The organism is Streptomyces deccanensis, assembly GCF_022385335.1.
Lineage (GTDB): Bacteria > Actinomycetota > Actinomycetes > Streptomycetales > Streptomycetaceae > Streptomyces > Streptomyces deccanensis.
In genome coordinates this window covers 1,279,166-1,301,570 of the sequence record NZ_CP092431.1, presented here as the reverse complement: position 1 = coordinate 1,301,570, position 22,405 = coordinate 1,279,166, and the positions used below count along the sequence as shown (strand labels likewise).

The window sequence follows — 22,405 nt, the reverse complement described above, 5'->3', positions numbered from 1 at the left end:
TCGGTCGATCATGGGAACGTCAAGGTTTCTTGCCCGTTCGATGGACTTGCTTTAGATGCGCTTGAGGACTTCGGGGCAGACTCGAGAACCAAGATCAAGTACGGTTCTTGTCGTGCGAGAATTACTCACGGAGCTGACGGAACGGGCAGCGCGTAATCCGCAGCAGCCCGCAGTGACCTTCGTTTCCGATTTCAGCGGGATCAGCGGTACGGTACGCAATCGAGCAGAACTCGACCGGAATTCTCGGCGTATCGCGGCGTGGCTCCAGGAAAGATTCTCCCCGGGAGAGCGGGCACTCCTCCTCTATTCCCCGGGAATCCAATTCACCACCGCATTCTCCGCCTGTGTGTACGCCGGGGTCGTCGCCGTGCCCGCCCCGCTGCCGGGCCGCTACCGGCACGAACGCCGCCGGCTCGCCGCCATCGCCCGGGATGCCGGGGTGCGCGTCGTCCTCACGCAGAGCGGCGATCTGGCGGACGTCGAGAAGTGGGTGGCCGAGGAGGGCATCGTCGGCGCCGTCTGCCACACCACCGACACCGGCGAGGGCGACCCGGAGGCCTGGACCGCCCCCGAGGTGTCCCCCGACACCCTGGCCCTGCTGCAGTACACCTCCGGATCGACCGGCGACCCCAAAGGGGTCATGGTCACCCACGGCAACCTGATCGCCAACGTCGAGCGGATGGTGGAGACCTTCCGCAACGACAGCGACACCGTCTACGGCGGCTGGATCCCCCTCTACCACGACATGGGCCTCATCGGCCTGATGCTGCCCGGCCTCCTCTCCGGCAGCGGCTATGTGCAGATGGACCCCATGTCCTTCCTGCGCCGGCCCTACCACTGGCTGCGGATGCTGGACGCCTGCGACGTGGGCTTCACCGCCGCGCCCGACTTCGGCTACGAGCTGTGCGTCCGCCGCGTCACCGACGAGCAGCTCGCCACGCTCGACCTCTCCCGGGTCAAACTCGCCGACGGCTCCGAACCCGTCCGCGCCGACGTCGTCACCGCCTTCACCGAGCGGTTCGCCGCCGCCGGCCTGCGGCCCGAGGCACTCATCCCCGTCTACGGCCTGGCCGAGGCGACCCTGATGGCGTCCGGCACCACGGGACGGCCGCCGCTGCGGACCACGGTCGACGCGGCGGCCCTGGAGAACCGGGACCTCAGGCCGGCCACCGGCACGGAAGCCTCCCGGGTGCTCGTCGGCTGCGGTGCGCCCACCGGGTCCGACGTGCTGATCGTCGACCCCGACACCGGCGAGGCCCTGCCCCACGGCCGCATCGGCGAGATCTGGCTCAGCGGCCCCTGCGTCACCGCGGGCTACTGGGAGAACGAACCCGTCACCGAGGCGACGTTCCGGGCACGCACCGCCGACGGACGCGGACCCTACCTGCGCACCGGCGACCTCGGGGCGCTGCTCGACGACGACCTCTACATCACCGGCCGCCGCAAGGACGTCCTGGTCCTGCACGGACGCAATCTGCACCCCTCCGACATCGAGTACGAACTCCGCTCCCAGCACGAGGAGTTGGAGGGCCTGCACGGAGCCGTCTTCATGGTCGGCGACGGCGCCGGGGCGGACCTCACCCCCTCGGTCGTCGCCGTCCACGAGATCCGCGCCCACTGGGGAGCGGAGCGGCTGGGGCAGATCGCCGTCGACATGAAACAGACCGTGGCCCGCGAGTTCGGCGTGCCCGTCGCGGCGGTCGCTCTCGTCCGGCCCGGCGGCGTCCGGCGCACCACGAGCGGCAAGGTGCAGCGCGCGGCGATGCGCGCCCTCTACCTCACCGGGGACCTCGACACCCTGCACCTCGCCGAGGACCCGCTGCTGACCGCGGCCCTGGCCGAACACCGGCGGGTGAGCGGACGATGACCACCACGGCAGACCTGGAGTCGCTGCTCACCGCCCACGAGAACGACGTCTTCTCGCCCGAGACGCTCGCCGGGCTCGACGAGCGCGAGGAGTTCCCCGACGGGGCCGTCCGCGTCCTCGACGCCGCCGGCCTGCCCGCGAGCTATGTGCTCCCCCAGGACGGCGACCTCAGCGAGACGGTACGGCTGCTGCGCGCGGTCGCCCGCCGTGATCTGACCGTCGCCATCGCCCACGGCAAGACGTTCCTCGGGGCGGCGCCCGTGTGGGTGGCCGGCACCCCGGATCAGTCCGCCGCCCTCGCCGACCGCGTCCGCGCCGGCGAACCGGTCTGCTGGGGCCTGACCGAACGCGACCACGGCGCCGACCTGCTGGCGGGTGAACTGACGGCGACGACCACCGACGGGACCGGAGCCGTTGGACCCGCCGGCTGGCGGCTCAGCGGGGAGAAGTGGCTCATCAACAACGCCTCCCGCGCCGGTCTCGCCTGTGTCCTCGCCCGTACCGACCCGGCGGGCGGCGCACGGGGCTTCAGCCTCTTCCTGGTGGACAGGCGCCGACTGCCCGAGGGGGCCTGGCGGAACCTGCCGAAGGTCCGTACGCACGGCATCCGGGGCGCGGACATCAGCGGCTTCGCCCTGGACGCCGCCCCCGTCCCCGCCGACGCCCTCGTCGGGGAGGAGGGCGACGGGATCCCCGTGGTCCTCAAGACGCTCCAGCTGACCCGCGTCACCTGCGCCGCGCTCTCCCTCGGCGCCGCCGACCACGCCCTCGGCCTGGCCCGGGACTTCGCGAACGGCCGCGAACTGTACGGCCGCCGTCTCGCCGACGTCCCGCACGTCCGCCGCATCCTCGGCCGGGCCGCCGCGGCCGCCCTGACCGCCGAGGCGGTGAGCCTGCTCTCCGTCCGCTCGGTGCACACCCTGCCCGGGGAACTGAGCGCGATCTCCGCGATCACCAAGGCGTACGTCCCGACCCTCACCCAGGAGACGCTCGGCTCGCTCGGTGAACTGCTGGGCGTACGCGGCTTCCTCACCTCACCCCCCGGCGGCGGCTTCGCCAAACTGGAGCGCGACCACCGCATCTGCGGCATCTTCGACGGCAGTACCGCCGTCAACCGCGCCGCCCTCCTCAACCAGATGCCGCGCCTGACCCGCCAGTTGAGCCGCCGCAGGACGGACGCCGAAGGCCTGCGCGCCGCCGCCGACCTCACCGCACCCCTGCCCCCGTTCGACCCGGCCCGGCTGACCCTGCTGTCCGTGACGGGATGCAGCGCCGTGCAGGCCCTGCCCGACCTGGCGGCCCGCGCACGGGCGCGGGCGATCCCGGAGACCGGACCGCTCCTCGACCGGCTGCTGGTCGAACTGGCCCGACTGGAAGTGGAGTCGGCGGACTTCGTCCCGGTGGCGGGCGGCCTCCCCAGCACGGCGTTCCGCCTCGCCGAGGCCTACGAACGCGCCTACGCCGCGGCCGCCTGCCTGCTGCTGTGGCTGGAGAACCCGCCCTTGCGCACCGGACGGCTCGGCGGCGACGACCTGTGGCTGCGGGCCTGCCTGACCACCCTGCTGGGCGAAAACGGCGGCGAGGACGGCGGCGAAAAGGGCGGCGAGGAAGGCGGCGACGTCTTCGACGTCCTCGCCGAGGTCGTCCTCCAGGGCCCCGCACCGGAGTTCACCCTGACGGGAGGCGCCGCATGACCACCGCCACGGGCCTCGCACCCAAACGCGCCGACGAACTGGAGCACCTGCTCGGCAGCCTCGCCGACCCGGCCAACCCGACCGGCGCGCACGCGATCCTCGCCGCCGACGAACGCGCCGAGACCCTCACCGCAGGCGAGTCGCTGCTGCACTCCTACGGACTGAACGCCGAGTTCGTCCCACCCGAGCTGGGCGGCCGCCTGGACCGGGCCGACCACCTGGCCGAGGTCATGCGCGCGCTCTACCGACGCGACCCCGCGCTCGGCCTCGGCTACGGCGCCAGCTCGCTCATCGCCGGCGTCACCCTGTGGACCGCCGGGGACGAACAGCAGCGCGAACACGCCGCCGGGCTGCTCCTGGACGGCCGGCGCATCGCCATCGCCTTCCACGAACTCGCCCACGGCAACGACATGGCGGGCACGGAGTTCGCCGCGACCACCGAGGCCGACGGCTCGCTGCGACTCAGCGGCCGCAAGGAGGTCGTCACCAACATCCGGCGCGCCGACGCCCTGGTCGTCCTCGCCCGCACCGACCCCCGGCCCGGCCCGCGCAGCCACTCCCTGGTCCTCGTCGACCGGGCGGCCGCCGACCCGGCACGCCTGACCGACCTGCCACGCTTCGGCACCGTGGGCATGCGCGGGGTCCAGCTCGGCGGCCTGGTCTTCGACGACCTCCCCGTGCCCTCCGCCGCGATCCTCGGCCCGGTCGGCTCCGGCCTGGAGACCGCGCTGAAGGCCCTGCAGATCACCCGCACCGTCCTGCCGGCCATGGCCACCGGCATCCTCGACACCGGACTGCGGATCGCCGTCGACCATCTGACGGGACGCCGGCTGTACGGCGGCGCCGCGACCGACCTCCCGCACGTCCGCTCGGAGCTGGCCGGCGTCTTCGCCGACCTGCTGCGCGCCGAGGCGCTCGGCGCGGTCGGCGCCCGTGCGCTGCACCTGGTGCCCGGCGCGGCGAGCGTGTACGCCTCGGCGGTCAAGTTCGAGGTGTCCCGGCTGCTCCTCGGGGCCATGGACCGGCTCGCGGACCTCCTCGGCGCCCACTTCTACCTGCGCGAAGGGCCGACCGCGCTGTTCCAGAAGCTGCTGCGCGACCTCGCGCCCGTCGGTTTCGGGCACATCGCGCGCGCCGCCTGCCAGATGAGCCTGCTGCCCCAGCTCCCGCTGCTGGCCCGCCGCACCTGGTCCCAGCCCCTCACCGAGCCGCCCGGCGACCTGTTCGCACTGGCGGAGGCGCTGCCGCCGCTGCGTCACGACCGGCTGACCCTGCACGCCGGGGGCCGCGACCCCGTCGCCGGGTCGCTGCACGCCCTCGCCGAGGTGTCCTGGGCCGTCGAGCACGCGGACCTGCGTACGGCGGTCGGCGCCGACCGCATCGACCTGGCGGAACTGGCCGCCGTGTGCGGGGGGTTGTCGCCGGTGGACCTCGGTGTCGACGCCCGCCCCGAGCACTACGACCTCGTCACCCGGTACGTGCGCCTGCTGTCCCGGACCGTCTGCGCCCAGGTCTGGCGGCACGCCCCGCCGGGCGACTTCCTGGCCGATCCCGCCTGGCTGCGCGCGGCCCTGCACCGATCGGCCCCCGGCCCGTACGGACCCGGCCCGCTGCCTGCCCAGGTGGAGAGCGCGCTGTTCGCCGAACTCCTGGACCGCCGGGACACCGGCCGCTCCTTCGGCCTGACCGGCAGGCCGCTCGCCCTCTGACGACCCCCGGCCGGCCTCGAACCCAGCCGAACCGGAAGCCGTACGCCGCTGAAGGCCGCGCACGGCGTCAGCCGAACGCCCTCCGGTGCCCCTCACCGGTGACGGGCGGCACCGCGCCACCACCGTCACGCGGACCGTCGTCGCGCCCGGCCGCCCACCGCCGTGCGTTCCGGCCCTCGTTCCTCCTCACTCACCCGCTCAGAAAGAGACCCCCTCATGACCGCTGGCAACCGAGACGTGCACACCTGGCTGACCGCGCGCGTGGCGACCTATCTGCGCCGTTCGCCGGAGGACATCGACACGTCCGTACCGCTGGCCGACTACGGCCTGGACTCTCTTACGGCGCTGGCCATCACCGCCGACATCGAGGACGAGTTCGAGGTCACCGTCGACGACGCGCTGACCTGGGACCACCCCACGGTCGACGCACTGAGCGCGGCCCTGTCCCAGCTGGTGGGCGGGCAGCCGGCAGCGGCGGCGGGCACGAGCGAGAAGCAGGCCTGACGATGACCTCTGCCCTGCCCCTGACGGCGGCCCAACACGGCGTGTGGGTCGCCCAGCGCCTCGCCCCCGACAGCCCCCTGTACACCTGCGGCATCTACTACGACGTCCCCGGACCGGTGGACCGCGCCCTGCTGGCCCGCGCCGTGGAGCGGACCGTGGCCGAGACCGAGGCGCTGCGGGTCCGCTTCCACGAGGACGGGGAGACGGTCCACCAGAGCGTCGACCCGTCCGTCCAGGGGGAGTTGGAGTACGTCGACCTCGACGGCGCGGCCGACCCGGCCGCCGCCGCCCGCGCCTGGATCGACGCCGATCAGGCCCGGCCGGTACCCCTCACCGCCGACCGGCTCTTCCGGCACACCCTGCTGCGCCTCGGCCCCGACCGGCACTGGCTCCACTTCCGCTACCACCACATCCTCCTCGACGGCTATGGCCAGGTCCTGCACTGCCGCCGTCTGCTGGAGGTCTACACGGCGCTGGCGGCGGGTGAACAGCCGCCCCCGAGCGGCTTCGGCACCCTGCGCGAGGTCCTGGACGAGGAGCACGCCTACCTCGGCTCCGCCCGCAGGGAGCGCGACGGCGCCTACTGGCGACGGGAGTTCGCCGACCTGCCGGACTCCACCGAACTCGGCTCCGCGACAGCCGGCCCGGCGGTCACCGGCCCCGGCTCCCACGAGACCGACCCGGCACTCGCCTCCGGCGCCACCGGACTCGCGCCCAGCCTGCCCTCCGCCACCGGCCGCCTCCCCGAAGCCACCGCCGCGCGGGTGCGCGCGCTCGCCGGGTCCCGTTGGTCCCTGCCGGTGATCGCCGCCATGGTCGCCCACACCCACCGCGTCACCGGCGCCCAGGACGTGGTCGTCCGCGTGTTCATGGCCGCCCGCCTCAGCCCGCGGGCGCTGGCCACGCCCGCCATGCTCGTCAACGACGTCCCGCTGCGGATCCCCGTCGACCACTCCACCACCTTCACCGAACTCCTGGACCGCGTCGCCGCCCGCCTCGCCGAGGCCGGCCGCCACCAGCGCTACCCGCACGACGCACTCCGCCGCGACCTCGCCGCCACGGCCCACCCGGGGGCCCTGAGCGGCCCGTCGGTCAACGTCCTCTCCTTCGCCTCCGCCCGGCTGCCCTTCGGCCCCACCGAGGCGACGGCACACCAGCTCGCCTCCGGCCCGGTGCGCGACCTCGCCCTGCACGCGTTCGGCGACCCCGAGGCCGGCGACGGCATCGAGCTGACCGTCAACGCCCACCCCGGCCGCTTCACCCCCGCCACGGCCGCCGCCCACCGCGACCGCTGGACCCGCCTCCTCACCGCCGCCACCGACCGCCCCGACCTGCCCATCGGCGCCCTCGACCTGCTCGACGACGCGGAGCGGGAGCGCTTCCACGCCCGCAACGCCACCGCCCGCGCCACCGACCCGCGCTCCCTGGTGGAACTCTTCGAGGCCCAGGCCCCGGACGCCGAGGCCGTCGTCTTCGAGGGCGAGCGGCTGACGTACGGCGAACTCAACGCCCGGGTCAACCGCCTCGCGCACGCCCTGCGCGCCAAGGGCGTGGGGCCGGAGTCGCGGGTCGCGGTGAAGCTGCCGCGCTCGCTCGACCTGATCGTCGCGCTGTGGGCCGTGCTGAAGACCGGCGCCGCGTACGTACCCGTCGACACCGGCTACCCGGCCGACCGGATCGCCTACCTGATCGCCGACTCGCGCGCCGCACTCGTGCTCGACGAGGACACCGTGCGCACCCTCGGCGAGGGCGAGCCCGACACCAACCCCGGCGTCGTCCCGCGGGGGGACGGCGCCGCGTACGTCATCCACACCTCGGGCACCACCGGCCGCCCCAAGGGCACCGTCGTCACCCACGCCGGCATCGCCAACATGCTCGCCTGGATGCAGGACGAGTACCGGCTCACCCCGGCCGACCGGGTCGTGCACAAGACGCCCGTCGGGTTCGACGTGTCGGTGTGGGAGGTGTTCTGGACCCTCACCCGGGGCGCGACCCTCGTCGTCGCCCGCCCCGACGGCCACCGCGACCCGGCCTATCTGGCCCGGCTGGTCCGCGACGAGCGCGTCACCGTCATCCACTTCGTCCCGGCCATGCTCGGCCCCTTCCTGGACGAGTACGACGAGTACGACGAGCACGCCGCGTACGTCGCGAACGCCTCGACCGCCGCGCATGCCGAGAACGAGGCAGGGTCGACCCCCTCGCTGCGCATGGTCAGCTGCGGCGGCGAGGCACTGCCCGCCCAACTCGCCGACCGCTTCCACCGCGAGTGCGGCGCACAGCTGCACAACTCCTACGGCCCCACCGAATTCTCGGTGACCGCGACCTCCCACGCCTGCGCGCCCGGCGAGCCCGTCACCATCGGCACGCCCACCCACAACTCCCGTGCCTACGTGCTCGATCCGGCGCTGCGGCCCGTTCCGGACGGCATCACGGGTGAGCTGTACCTCGCGGGCGTCCAGCTCGCGCGCGGCTATCTCGACCGGCCCGGCGCCACCGCCGAACGGTTCGTCGCCGACCCCTACGCCCCGGACGCGGGCGGCCGCATGTACCGCACCGGCGACCTGGTGCGCCGCCGCGCCGACGGCAGCCTGGAGTTCGCCGGACGCGCCGACGACCAGGTGAAGATCAACGGACAGCGGGTGGAGCCCGCCGAGGTCGAGGCCGTCCTGGCGTCGGTGCCCGGCGTGACGCAGGCCGTGGTCCTCGTCCACGACTCCGCCGCGGGCGCCCGGCAGCTCGTCGGCTATGTCACCGGCGCCCCCGAGACCGACCCCCGGACCCACCTCGCACGGCGGCTGCCCGCCCACATGGTGCCGGTCACCGTGTTCACGCTGCCGTCGATCCCGGTGACCCCCAACGGCAAGGTCGACCGCCGCGCCCTGCCCGCCCCGGCCGGCCCGGTGAGCGGACGCGCCCCCGTGACCGCCACCGAGCGCACCCTGCACACCCTCGCCGCCGCCCTGCTCCGCCGTCCCGAACTCGGCGTGGACGACGACCTGTTCGCCCTCGGCGCGGACAGCATCCACGCCATCCAGCTCGTCAGCCGCGCCCGCCGCCAGGGCCTGCGCCTCACCCCCCAGGACGTCTTCGACCACCCCACCGTCGCCCGGCTCGCTGTCGCCGCGACGGCACCCACGGCACCCACGGCACCGACGACCGTCCCCGCCCCGTCCGCCGAGGACGACCCGGTCGGCGAACTCCCCGAGACCCCGATGGCCTGCCGCCTCGCCGAACGCGGCGGCCCCACGGCCAGCTTCGCCCAGTCCCTCCTGCTGACCACGGAACCCGGGCTGTCGTACGACCGGCTGGCCGCCGCCCTGCAGCAGGTGCTCGACCGCCACGACGCCCTGCGGATGCGCGGCCGGCACATCCGGCCCGTGGGCGCCGTACGGGCCGAGGACTGCCTGAGCCGAGCCCACGACGAGGACGTGGCCGGACAGAAGGACGCCGCGCGGCGCGCCCTGTCACCCGACGACGGTGTGATGGTCCGGGCGGTGTGGTTCGCGTCCGGCCGACTGCTGCTCGTCCTGCACCACCTGGCCGTCGATGGTGTGTCCTGGCGCATCCTGCTGACCGACCTCACCGAGGCGCTCAAGGGCGCCGAACTGTCCCCGCCCGGCACCTCGTTGCGCCGCTGGGCCGGACAGCTCCAGGCCCCCGTCGACGAACTCCCGCTGTGGACCGACCTGTTGTCCACCCCGGAACCCGTGCTCGGCAGCCGACCCCTCGACCCCGCCCAGGACGTCCACGGCACCGCCCGCTCGATCACCGTCACCGTCCCGGCCGACCTCACCACCACCCTGCTGGCCACCCTGCCCGCCGCCTACCGGGCCACCCCGGACGACATCCTGCTCGCCGCGCTCTCGGCGGCCGTACAGCGCCACCGGGGCGAGGGCCCGGTCCTGGTCGACTTGGAGGGCCACGGCCGCGACCACCTCCCGGACGGGACGGACCTGTCCACCACCGTCGGCTGGTTCACCCGCATCCATCCCGTGCGCCTGGGCCCCGGCACCGCGACCGACGCCCACCTGATCAAGCGCACCAAGGAGGAACTGCGCGCGATCCCGCACGGCGGCCGGGGTCACGACCTGCTGCGCGACCGGCTCACCGGACTGCCGACACCGCAGATCTCCTTCAACTACCTGGGCCGCCTCGACGCCCAGGACCTCGGCGGCTGGCGTCTCGCCGACGACGAGGGCGCCGTCGAACTGCTGGCCGACGACGGCCTCGCGCTCACCCACGCCCTCCAGATCGACGCCCACGTCCGCGACGGCGAGCTGACCGCCCGGTGGACCTGGCCCTCGGGCGTCCTCGGCGAGACCGACGTACGCGCCCTCGCCGAGGCGTGGACCCGGGCCCTCACCGAACTCGCCCCGCACACCCGCGGCGGACTGACCGTCTCCGACGTGCCCCTCGTCCGCATCACCCAGGAGGAACTGGACCGGTTCCGCGGCGCCGCCGACGTCCTGCCGCTCTCCCCGCTCCAGGAGGGCCTGCTCTTCCTCGCCCTGTACGAGCCCGACGACCCCTACGTCGGCCAGCTCGTCCTGGAGACCGACACGGCCTTCGACCCCGAGCGGATGCGGGCCGCCGCCACCGCCCTGCTGCACCGCCACCCCAACCTGAGGTCCGCCTTCCGCAGCCGCTCGACCGGCGCCCCCGTGCAGGTCGTCCCCACCGACGTGAAGGTCCCCTGGGAGGAGCGCGACGAGGAGGATCTGCACGCCTTCCTCGCCCGTGACCGCGCCCGCGGCTTCAGCGTCGTCCGGCCGCCCCTGCTCAGGTTCACCGCGCTCGGCGACCGCCGCCTGGTCCTGACCCACCACCACCTGCTGCTGGACGGCTGGTCCCTGCCGCTGCTCGTCCGCGAACTCTTCACCCTGTACGGCGGCACCGAACTGCCCCCGGCCGCTCCCTACCGCGACCACCTGGCCTGGCTCGACCGGCAGGACCGCGAGGCCTCCGCCGAGGTGTGGCGGGAGCGGCTCACCGGTCTGACGGCACCCACCCTGCTCGCCCGTGCCGACCGCACCTCCGACGGGCACGCCGTCCACGAGCTGGTCCTCTCCGAGGAACTCACCGACGCCCTGACGTCGACGGCCCGTGCGCACCGCCTCACCCTCAACACCGTCGTCCAGGGCCTGTGGGGGCTGCTGCTGAGCGACTTCACCGGCCGGGACGACGTGGTGTTCGGCGCGACCGTCTCCGGGCGCCCGCCCGAGCTGCCCGGCGCGGAGTCGATGCTCGGGCTGTTCGTCAACACCCTGCCGGTCCGGGTGCGGATCGACCGGGACGAGACACTCACCGCGCTGCTGGCCCGCCTCCAGCACGAACAGCGGTCCCTCCACGCCCACCAGCACGTCTCGCTGGCGGAGCTGACCCGCGCCGCCGGCCTCGACGCGCTGTTCGACACCGTCGTCGCCTTCGAGAACTACCCCATGGACGACGGCATCGAGGCCGGCGGCCTGCGCCTCGCCCACGCCGACCTCGTCGAACGCACCCACTACCCGGTCACGCTCTCCGTCTTCCCCGGCGACCGGCTGCGGCTGCGCTTCTCCTACCTCGCCGGCGCCTTCGACGCGACGGCCGTCACCCGCCTCGCCGACCTCCTGACCGGCCTGCTCGACGGCGCGGCGGCCGGACTCGACCGCCGGACAACCGAGTTGACCGAGGTGAGCGACGAGGACCGGCTGCTCGTCATGGGCACCGCGCACACGGAGACCGGCCCCGCCCCCGTGGCCCCGGCCGGCGGCGGCGCACCCCGCACCCCCGAGGAGACCTCGCTGTGCGCCATCGTCGCCGAGGTCCTCGGCGTCGAACGGGTGGGCGTGGACGACGAGTTCTTCGCGCTCGGCGGCACCTCGATCCTGATGATCCGTCTGGTCCACCGGGTCCGCGACGAGTTCGGTGTCGACCTGTCGCTGCGCGACCTCTTCGCCGCCCCCACCGTCGCCGGTGTCGCCGACCGGCTGACCCGGCTGGCCCCGCAGGCCAAGCGCATCACCGCCGAGGAGCGGCCCGGCCGCATCCCGCTGTCCTTCGCCCAGGAACGCATGTGGTTCCTGCAACGCCTCCAGGGCGCCTCCGGCACGTACAACATCCCCCTCGCGATCCGGTTCACCGGCGCCCTCGACACCGACGCCCTCGCCGGCGCGCTGGCCGACCTCGTCGCCCGCCACGAGGCGCTGCGCACGGTCTACCCGGAGGACGCCGACGGCCCGCACCAGGTCGTCCTGCCGCCCGAGACGCCCTACACCACGGAGTTCGTCCGGGACGCCGCCCCCGACCTCGCCGCCGACGCGGCCCGCCCCTTCGACCTGACGTGCGACGTGCCCCTGCGCACGACGCTGTACGAGACCGGACCCGACACCCACGTCCTGCTGTTCGTCGTGCACCACATCGCGGCGGACGGCGCCTCGCTGCGCCCGCTCGCCGAGGACATCACCACCGGCTACCGCGCCCGCACCGGAGACACGACGGCCGGCTACCCCGAACTCACCGTCCAGTACCCGGACTTCGCGATCTGGCAGCGCGAGACGCTCGCCGCGGACCTGCCCCGCCAGATCGAGTACTGGAAGCAGCACCTGGACGGGCTGCCGCCCGAGGTCACCTTCCCCGGCGACCGCCCCCGCCCGGCGGTGGCCACCCACCGCGGCGACCACGTCGAGTTCCCCGTCGCCCCGGAGCTGTACCGGCGGATGCTGGACCTGGCCGGCCGCACCCGCACCACCCCGTTCATGGTCCTCCAGGCGGCCGTGTCGCTGCTGCTGACCCGGCTCGGCGCCGGCGAGGACATCCCGCTCGGCGGTGTCATCGCCGACCGGCCCGACTCCGTCCTCGACGACGTGGTCGGCGTCTTCATCAACACGCTCGTCTACCGCATGGACACCTCCGGCGACCCCAGCTTCGAGGAGCTGCTCGTCCGCGTCCGCGAGACGGGCCTCGCCGCATACGCCCACCAGGGCGTCCCCTTCGAACGCCTGGTGGAGGAACTGAACCCGGAGCGCTCCCGCTCCCGGCACGCCTTCTTCCAGGTGATGCTCGCCTGGTTGGACCTCACCGAGGCCCGCTTCGACCTGCCCGGCGTCACCGCCGACCCCGGCCCGGTCACCAGCGGCACCGCCAAGTTCGACGTCCACTTCGACTGCCACGTCCACGAGGACGGCGGACTGCTCTGCCGCCTGGAGTACGCCACCGACCTGTACGACCGCCGCACCGCCGAGAGCTTCGCGACCCGGTTCGTCCGCGTCCTGGAGCACGTCACCACCGACCCCGGCCTGCGCCTGTCCGAGGTGGACGTCCTCGGCACCGAGGACCGCGCCCTGGTGCTCGCCGGCTGGAACGACACCGCCGTCCGCTTCGACGGCGAGGGTTCGGCCGTCGACCTGCTGGAGGCGCACGCGCGGCGCACCCCGGACGCCGAGGCGGTCCGCTTCGAGGGCGAGAGCGTCACCTACGGCGAGTTCGACGCCCGGGTGAACCGGCTCGCCCACGCCCTGCGCGCGGGGGGCGTCGGACCCGAGTCACGGGTCGCCGTGATGCTGCCGCGCTCGGTCGACCTGATCGTGGCCCTCTGGGCGGTGCTCAAGGCGGGCGCCGCGTACGTGCCGATCGACACCGGCTACCCGGCCGACCGGATCGCGTACATCCTCGCCGACTCCGGCGCCCGGCTGCTGGTCTCCGACCGCGACGTGGACGGCTTCGAGCGGATCGCGCCCGACGCCGAGGGGCCCGGGGAGCGGCCGGGGGTGACGGCCCGGGGCGACAACGCCGCGTACGTCATCTACACCTCCGGCTCCACCGGCCGCCCCAAGGGCACCGTCAACACGTACGCGGGCATGGCGAACCGGCTGTGGTGGATGCAGCGCGACCACCGACTCGCCCCGGGCGAGCGGGTGGTGCAGTCCACCCCCGTCAGCTTCGACGTGTCGGTGTGGGAGGTCTTCTGGACCCTCATGTACGGCGGCACCCTCGTCGTGGCCCGGCCCGACGGCCACCGCGACCCGCTCTACCTGGAGCGGCTGATGCGGGAGGAGTCCGTCGCGGTCGTCCACCTCAGCGCGTCCATGCTCGGCGCCTACCTGGCCGAGACCCGGCTGCCGGACTCTGTCCGCCTGGTCGTCTCCGGCGACGAGGCCCTGCCCGCCGAACTGGTCCGCCGCTTCCACGAGTTCACGGCGAACGAGAACGCCGTGCTCCTCAACGCCTACGGCCCGACCGAGGCCGCCGTCGACGTGACCGCCTGGCCCGCGCCGGCGGACGTCGAGGCCGTGCTGATCGGCGGGCCCGTCGCCAACACCCGTGCCTACGTCCTCGACGCGACGCTGGCACCGGTCGCCCCCGGCGCGCCCGGCGAGCTGTACGTCGAGGGCGTCCAGTTGGCCCGCGGCTATCTCGACCGGCCCGCGCTGACCGCCGAACGGTTCGTGGCGAGCCCGTACGGGCCACCCGGGGCCCGCATGTACCGCACGGGCGACGTGGCCCGCTGGACGGCCGACGGCGAGCTGGAGTACCTCGGGCGCGCCGACAACCAGGTCAAGCTGCGCGGCTTCCGCGTCGAACTCGGCGAGATCGAGGACGCCCTGGCCGACCACCCGGCCGTCGCCCGCGCGGCCGCCGCCGTGCACGGCCAATGGCTCGTCGGATACGTGGTCCCCGCCGGGACGGTGCCCGTTGACGCCGACGACCTGCGCGACCGGCTCGCCGCCCGACTGCCCGAGTACATGGTCCCGGCCCAGATCGTCCCCCTGGACGCGCTGCCGCTCACTCCGAACGGCAAGCTCGACCGCAAGGCCCTGCCGGTCCCCGACCTCGGACACACCACCGGGCGCGGCCCGCGCACCCCGCAGGAGGAGATCCTGTGCGGCCTGTTCGCCGAGGTCCTCCACGTGCCCGAGGTCTCGATCGACGACGACTTCTTCGCGCTCGGCGGCCACTCTTTGCTGGTGACCCGGCTGGCGAGCCGCATCCGCGCCGCCCTCGACACCGACCTCGAACTGTCGGTCCTGTTCGAGGCGACGACCGTGGCGAAGCTCGCGTCCCGGCTCGCCCCCGGCGGCCCGCGCCGCTCCGCGATCGCACCACATCCGCGCGAGGGACGCCTGCCGCTGTCGTACGCGCAGGAACGGCTGTGGTTCCTGCACCGCTTCGAGGGCCCCTCCCCGACGTACAACCTGCCCGTCGCGCTGCGGCTCTCCGGCGACCTCGACGTGACCGCGCTGACGGCGGCCCTGGACGACCTGGCGCGGCGGCACGAGGCCCTGCGCACCGTCTTTGCCGAGGACGAGCACGGCCCCCACCAGGTGGTCCTGCCGTCCGTGCCGCCGCTGACCGTCGTCCGCGCCGACGAGGACGCGCTGGACGAGCGGCTCGCCGACGCCGTCCGCACACCGTTCGACCTCACCGCCCAACCACCGTTGCGTGCCACCCTGTTCGATCTCGGCGCGGGCGAGCACGTGCTGCTCCTCGTCCTGCACCACATCGCCGGCGACGGCGCCTCCATGGCCCCACTGGCCCGCGACCTCACCACCGCGTACGCGGCGCGCAGCCGGGGCGAGACACCCGCGTGGGCCGAACTGCCGCTCCAGTACGCCGACTTCGCCGTGTGGCAGCGACAGTCGCTGGGGGAGCCCGACGACCTGGACAGCACCCTCTCCCACCAGCTCGACCACTGGCGGACGACGCTCGCCGGGCTGCCCGAGCAGCTGGAGCTGCCCTTCGACCGACCCCGGCCCGCCGTCCCCACCCACCGCGGCGACACGGTGCCCTTCACGGTCGAACCCGCCGTCCACGAGGCCCTGGTCCGGCTCGCCCGCGCGCACCACACGACCGTCTTCATGGTCGTGCACGCCGCCCTGGCCACCCTGCTGCACCGGCTCGGCGCGGGCGACGACATCGTCATCGGCTCACCGGTCGCGAACCGCACCGACGACTCCCTCACGCCCCTGATCGGCTACTTCGCCAACAACCTCGTCCTGCGCACCGACCTGAGCGGCGACCCCGACTTCACCGAGGTGCTGCGCCGGGTGCGGGCCGCCGACCTGGCCGCCTACGCCCACCAGGACGTGCCGTTCGAGAGGGTTGTGGAAGCCCTCAACCCGGCCCGCTCCACCGCCCGCCACCCGCTGTTCCAGACCGGCCTCAACTTCAGCGGCGCCGACCAGCAGGCCGCCCTCGACCTCGCCGTCGACCTGCCCGGCCTCACGGCACGGGTACGGCCCGTCGCGTCACCCACCGCCAAGTTCGACCTGTCGTTCTTCCTCACCGAGCGGCCCGAGGGCGGCGTGAACGGGCTCCTGGAGTTCGCCACCGACCTCTTCGACCGCGACTCCGCCGCCCGCATCGCGGAGCGGTTCACCCGACTGCTCACCGCCGTCACCGCCGAACCGCGGCGCCCGGTACGGGAGTTCGACCTCGTCGACGCCGACGAGCGCCGACTGCTGCTCACCGAGTGGAACAGCACCGGCCACGAGGTGCCCACGCAAACCCTGACGGACCTGATCGAGGCCCAGGTGGCCCGCACCCCCGACGCACCGGCCGTCGTGTTCGGCACCACCGAGCTGACGTACGCCGAACTCGACGCCCGCGCCAACCGGTTGGCCCGCCACCTGATCGACCTGGGAGCGGGCCCGGAACGCCACGTGGCCGTGCTGATGCCGGTCTCCGAGGACGTCCCGGTGACCCTGCTGGCCGTCCTGAAGACCGGTGCCGGATATCTGCCGCTGGACCCCGCGCACCCGGACGACCGCCTCACCTTCATGCTGGAGGACATCGCACCGGCCGCCGTGGTCACCACCGCCGAACTCGCCGCGCGCGTCGCCTCGTCGACGGCGGCGCCCGTCGTGCCGACGGACGACCCGGAGATCCAGCGGCGGCCCTCCGGGCCCCTCACCGCCGTGGTCCGCCGGCCCGACCACACCGCCTTCGTCATCTTCACCTCGGGCTCCACCGGGCGGCCCAAGGCGGTCGTCGTCGAACACCGCTCCCTGGTCGCCTACCTGGCCTGGGCCACCCACGAGTACGAGAGCCTGCGCCACCGCGTCCTGGTCCACTCGCCGGTCTCCTTCGACCTCACCGCGACCGGCATGTTCGGCCCGCTGATCTCCGGCGGCACCGTCGAACTGGTCCGCTGGACCGCGAGCGGCCCCGACCCGGACGCCCACGTCACCCGCCCCGACTTCGTCAAGGCCACCCCCACCCATCTGCATCTGCTGAGCGCGGTCCCCGACGCGTACTCCCCGGCCGGCCAACTCGTGCTCGGCGGCGAGTCCCTCCTCGGCGACGTCCTCGACGCCTGGCGCTCCCGGCACCCCGGCGTGACCGTCCTCAACGAGTACGGCCCCACCGAGACCACCGTCGGATGCAGCCTGTTCCGCATCGAGCCCGGCGACCCCGTGCCGCCCGGTGTCGTCACCATCGGCACGCCCGCCTGGAACACCCGCATGTACGTGCTGGACGCGCTGCTGCGCCCGGCGCCCGTCGGCACCGCCGGCGAACTCTACGTCGCGGGCGACCTCGTCACCCGCGGCTACCACGGCCGCCCCGGTCTGACCGCCGGACGCTTCGTCGCCGACCCCTTCGGCCCGCCCGGAACCCGGATGTACCGCACCGGGGACCTGGCCCGCTGGACGGCGGCCGGACGGCTGGAGTTCGTCAGCCGCGTCGACGACCAGGTGAAGATCCGCGGCTTCCGCATCGAACTCGGCGAGGTGGAGGCCGTCCTCACCGCCCAGTCGGGCATCGACGCCGCCGCCGTGGTCGTCCGCGAGGACACCCCCGGCGACAAGCGCCTCGTCGCCTACGTCGTACCGGGCCAGGGGCACCCGGCGGATCCGGCCGCCCTGCGTGCCGCCGCGGCCCGGGTCCTGCCCGACTACATGGTCCCCTCCGCGTTCGTCCCGCTGGAGACGCTGCCGCTGACCGCCAACGGCAAGATCGCCCGCAAGGCACTGCCCGCGCCGGACCGCACCGCCGAGGGCACGGGCAGGACACCCGCCGAAGGCCTTCAGTGCCGGGTGGCGGACCTCTTCGCCACCGTCCTCGGAGTGCCCGAGGTCTTCGCCGACGACGACTTCTTCCGGCTCGGCGGCCACTCCCTCCTCGTCGCCCGGCTGGTCAACCGGATCCGCGCCGACCTCGGAGCGGAGCTGTCCATCCGGGAGGTCTTCGAGCACGCCACCGTCGCCGGACTCGCGGACCTGCTGTCGGACCGGCCGACACGGGCCCCCCGACCCCCGCTCGTCCGGCGCGAACGCCCCGACCGGGTGCCGCTGTCGGCGGCGCAGCGGCGGATGTGGTTCCTCGACCGGCTCGACGGCCCGTCGCAGACGTACACCATCCCCGTCGTCCTGCGGATGACCGGAACCCTGGACCGGGACGCCCTGCGGGACGCCTTCGGCGACCTGGTGGAGCGCCATGAAGTGCTGCGCACGGTGATCGCCGAGGGGCCGGACGGCCCGCACCAGGTCGTCGTCGACACCGAACCGCGCTTCGCGGTCCGCTCCTGCGACCCCGCCGGGTTCGCCACGGGGCTGGCGGAGGCGGCCCGGACGCCGTTCTCCCTCGACCACCAACTCCCGCTCCGGGCCGTGCTGTTCACCGACGACGGCAGCGAACACGCCCTGCTGCTGCTCCTGCACCACATCGCGGGCGACGGCTCGTCCATGCGGCCCCTCGCCGAAGACCTCTCCACGGCCTACGCCGCCCGCCTCGCCGGCCACGCCCCCGACTGGACCCCGCTGCCCGTCCAGTACGCCGACTACGCCCTGTGGGAGCGCGAACTGCCCCCGGACCGCGTCGACTTCTGGACGCGGGAGCTGGCCGGGATCCCCGACCAGATCGAGCTGCCGACCGACCGGCCCCGGCCCGCGATCGCCTCCCGGCGCGGTGGCACGGTGCCGTTCACGGTCCCGGCCGGGCTGCGCGGCCGCGTCGACGCCCTCGGCCGCGACCGGGGCGCCAGCGCCTTCATGGTGCTGCACGCCACGCTCGTCACCCTCCTGACCCGGCTCGGCGCCGGCGAGGACATCGTGATCGGCACCCCCGTGGAGGGCCGTCCCGACACCGCGCTGGAAGGCCTCGTCGGGCTCTTCGCCAACACCCTGGTGCTGCGAGCCGACACCTCCGGCGACCCCACCTTCGAGGAACTCCTCGACCGGGTGCGCGCGGCGGACGTGGCGGCGTACGACCACACCGACGTGCCCTTCGAGCACCTGGTCGAGGTCCTCAACCCGACGCGCTCCCGCTCCCGACACCCCCTGTTCCAGGTCATGCTGACGGTCAACCAGGAGCCCGTCGCACCCGAACTCCCCGGCCTCACGGTGACCGTCGGGGACGTGCCCGGCGACCACGCCAAGTTCGACCTGTCGCTGACGCTCGTCGAGACCGGCGACGGCGGCTGGTCCGGAGCGGTCGAGTACGCCGCGGACCTCTTCGACCGGGCCACCGCCGAGAGCGTCGCCACCCGCTACACGCGCCTGCTCCAGGAGGTGACCGCCGACCCGGCACGCCCCCTGCACGCCCTGCCCCTGCTCACCCCCGCCGAACGCGACGACACGCTCGTCCGCCGCAACGACACCGACCGCCCGCTGCCCGGGGCACCGCTGCCGGAGATGCTCGAGGCACAGGTGGCCCGCACCCCGCACGCCGTGGCCGTCGTCGCGGACGGTACGGAGCTGACGTACGAGGAGGTGAACCGCCGCGCCAACCAGCTCGCCCGGCACCTGATCGCGCTCGGCGCCGGACCCGAGACCGTCGTCGCCGTCGTGCTGCCGCGCCGCCCCGAAGTGGTCGTCGCCCTGCTCGCGGTCCTGAAGACCGGCGCGGCCTATCTGCCCATCGACCCGGCCAACCCGCGGGCACGGATCGACGCGCTGGTCGCCGACGCGGCGGCGCGGATCGTCCTCGACGAGGAGACCCTCCCCGTCGCCCTGGACGATGTCCCCGACGACGACCTGGGCCTGCCCGTCCACCCTCACCAGGCCGCCTACCTGATCCACACCTCCGGATCGACCGGCCGCCCCAAGGGAGTCGTCGTCGAACACGGCTCGCTCGCCGCCTATCTGAGCGAGGCGGCCACGATGTACCCGGCCGCGTCCGGCGAGTCCCTGGTCCACACCTCCCTCGCCTTCGACATGCCGGTGACCACCCTGTTCACCCCGCTCGTCACGGGCGGCCGGGTGCGGTTCGCGGACCTGGACCACGACACCGAGACCCCCGACCTGCTCAAGGTCACCCCGAGCCATCTGCGGCTGCTGGATTCCCTGCCCGACCGCGTCAGCGACGCCCGCAACCTGGTCATCGGCGGCGAGGCCCTCGACGGCACCGCCCTCCAGGCGTGGCGCGCCAGGCACCCCGGGGCCGTGGTGGTCAACGAGTACGGCCCCACGGAGGCGACCGTCGGCTGCGTGGTCCACCGCATCGAACCCGACGACGACCTCGGCGCGGGCCCGGTGCCCATCGGCCGCCCCATCGGCAACACACGCGTGTACGTGCTCGACGACCACCTCCAGCCCGTCCCCGACGGGGTGTGGGGCGAGCTGTACCTCGCAGGCGCCGGACTCGCCCGCGGCTACGCCGGACGGCCCGCCCAGAGCGCCGAACGCTTCGTAGCCGACCCCTACGGCCCGCCCGGCACCCGCATGTACCGCGTCGGCGACCGCGCCCGCTGGAACCGCGCCGGGTTCCTGGAATACGCCGGCCGCGTCGACGACCAGGTCAAGATCCGGGGCTACCGCATAGAGCCGGCCGAGATCGAGTCCGCCCTGACGGCACTGGACGGCATAGCCCAGGCCGCGGTAATAGCCCGAGAGGACCGCCCGGGCGACCAACGCCTGGTCGCCTACGTCGTCCCACTCGCAACCCCCGGGCAAGCAGCGCCCCTCCAGGGGCGCGGGGAACTGCGCGACCAGCCCCCACTGACCCGCGGCGAAGATGCAACCCAGCCAACGAACCACTCCCTCGACCCCGACGCCCTACGAACCAAGCTCGCCACGACCCTCCCCGCCCACCTCATCCCCTCCACCATCATCGAGCTCGCCGAAGTCCCACTGAACCCCAACGGCAAGCTCGACCGCAGGCGGCTGCCCGCCCCGCCGGACGTCGCCGCCGGCACCGGCCGGGCACCGCGCACCCCACTGGAGACCCAGCTGTGCACCCTGTTCGCCGAGGCACTGAACGTGCCCGAGGTCTCCGCCGACGACGACTTCTTCGCGCTGGGCGGCCACTCCCTCCTCGCCACCCGGCTGGCAGGCCGCATCGGTGAGACCGTGGGCATCCGCTTCAGCCTGTCGGCGCTCCTCGGAGCACCCACCCCGGCGGGACTGGCCCGCCACCTCACGGAGGACGGACCGCGCCCCGCGTCGTGGGTGCCGGACTCGGAGGCCGAGTTGAGCCCCGCCCTGCGCTTCACGTCCGGCGCGTCCCCCGCCGGCCCACCCGACGCACGGCAGGCCGCCCCGGACGCCGACGGCCCCCGGGAGATCCTGCTGACCGGGGCCACGGGGTTCGTCGGAGCCTTCCTGCTGGCGGAGTTGCTGGACCGGACGTCGGCGCGCGTGCACTGCCTCGTCCGGGCGCGGACCGACGCCGAGGCCGCAGGGCGGCTGACCGGAACCCTGCTGCGCTACGGCATCGACCTCGGCCCCGCGTCGGACGAGGCGCGGCTGAACATCGTCCGGGGCGACCTGGCCGCAGGGGACCTCGGCCTCGACCCCTCGGACTGGGCGGACCTGCGCGAGCGCGTCGACACGATCGTGCACAGCGGCGCACACGTCCATCACCTCTCGCCGTACGGCCTGCTGAAGCCGGCCAACGTGGAGGGCACCCGAACCCTGCTGCGCCTGGCTGCCGAGGGCCGCCCGAAGGCGTTCCACCACCTCTCCACCCTCGGTGTGTTCGGGCCCGGCCAGGACTCCCGGCTGGTCAGCGAGGACTCTCTGATCGACGGCGAGAGGCACCTGTTCGGCGACGGCTACGCGGCGAGCAAATGGGTCGCGGACCGGCTGGTCGAGCGTGCCTTCGAGCGGGGGGCCACCGGCGCCATCCACCGGCTCGGCCGGATCTGGGCACACACCTCGACCGGTGCCGTCAGCACGGACGACATGTTCTCCCGACTGCTCACCAGCAGCGCCGCGCTCGGCTGCCATCCGGCCGGGCCGGAGGGGGAGGAAGCACTGCTCCCCGTCGACGTCCTGGCCCGCGCCGTGGTGGGGCTGATCCTGACCGGCACCGGAACCGCCCGCGTGCACCACCTCCACCACCCGCACCGGGTCGGAATCGATGCCTTCATGAGCGGATACGACCGGGCGCACGGGACGGTGACCGAAGCGGTCCCGCTCACCGCATGGCTGCGGCGCCTGCGGCGCGCGAGCGAACGGGGCGAGGACCTGCCGATCCTGCCCTACCAGGCCTCTCTCGAAGAGCACGCGAGGAACGCGCCGGACCCCGGGCGGCCCACCCTGGCGTTCGAGAACGACCGGACGCTCCAGCGACTGCGGGACCTGGCGGTCGCGATCCCGGACATCGACGAGGACGCGATCTCCCGCTACTGGGCCTTCGTCGAACGCTGACGCGAGCCGCGCGGACCGCCTCGCTGCGGCCCGCTACCCGGGGCCTCACACCCCACACCCACA

Annotated in this window: 5 protein-coding genes; all 5 read left to right on the top strand. The window is 73.9% G+C overall.

Features of this window, described 5'->3' with window-relative positions; translation table 11 throughout:
• Nucleotides 1-55 precede the first annotated feature (55 nt).
• The 5 genes from L3078_RS05880 to L3078_RS05860 all read left to right on the top strand — a co-directional run bounded on the left by L3078_RS05880 (nucleotide 56) and on the right by L3078_RS05860 (nucleotide 22,342).
• Nucleotides 56-1,867, top strand: a complete 1,812-nt coding sequence (locus L3078_RS05880; protein ID WP_239751518.1) for a fatty acyl-AMP ligase — start codon at nucleotides 56-58, stop codon at nucleotides 1,865-1,867.
• Complete coding sequence (locus L3078_RS05875) at nucleotides 1,864-3,561, top strand: acyl-CoA dehydrogenase family protein (protein ID WP_239751517.1); 1,698 nt, start codon at nucleotides 1,864-1,866, stop codon at nucleotides 3,559-3,561. The genes L3078_RS05880 and L3078_RS05875 overlap by 4 nt, the downstream gene beginning before the upstream one ends.
• Nucleotides 3,558-5,270 carry an acyl-CoA dehydrogenase family protein gene (locus L3078_RS05870; RefSeq protein ID WP_239751514.1) on the top strand — a complete coding sequence of 571 codons (1,713 nt, stop codon included), beginning with the start codon at nucleotides 3,558-3,560 and terminating at the stop codon, nucleotides 5,268-5,270. Before L3078_RS05875 ends, L3078_RS05870 begins: the two co-directional genes overlap by 4 nt.
• A 216-nt stretch (nucleotides 5,271-5,486) precedes the next feature.
• Nucleotides 5,487-5,774: an acyl carrier protein gene (locus L3078_RS05865; protein ID WP_239751513.1), complete on the top strand. Its 288-nt coding sequence runs from the start codon at nucleotides 5,487-5,489 to the stop codon at nucleotides 5,772-5,774.
• A 2-nt stretch (nucleotides 5,775-5,776) separates the two neighbouring features.
• Nucleotides 5,777-22,342, top strand: a complete 16,566-nt coding sequence (locus tag L3078_RS05860) for a non-ribosomal peptide synthetase (protein WP_239751511.1) — start codon at nucleotides 5,777-5,779, stop codon at nucleotides 22,340-22,342.
• The last annotated feature ends 63 nt before the right edge of the window (nucleotides 22,343-22,405 follow it).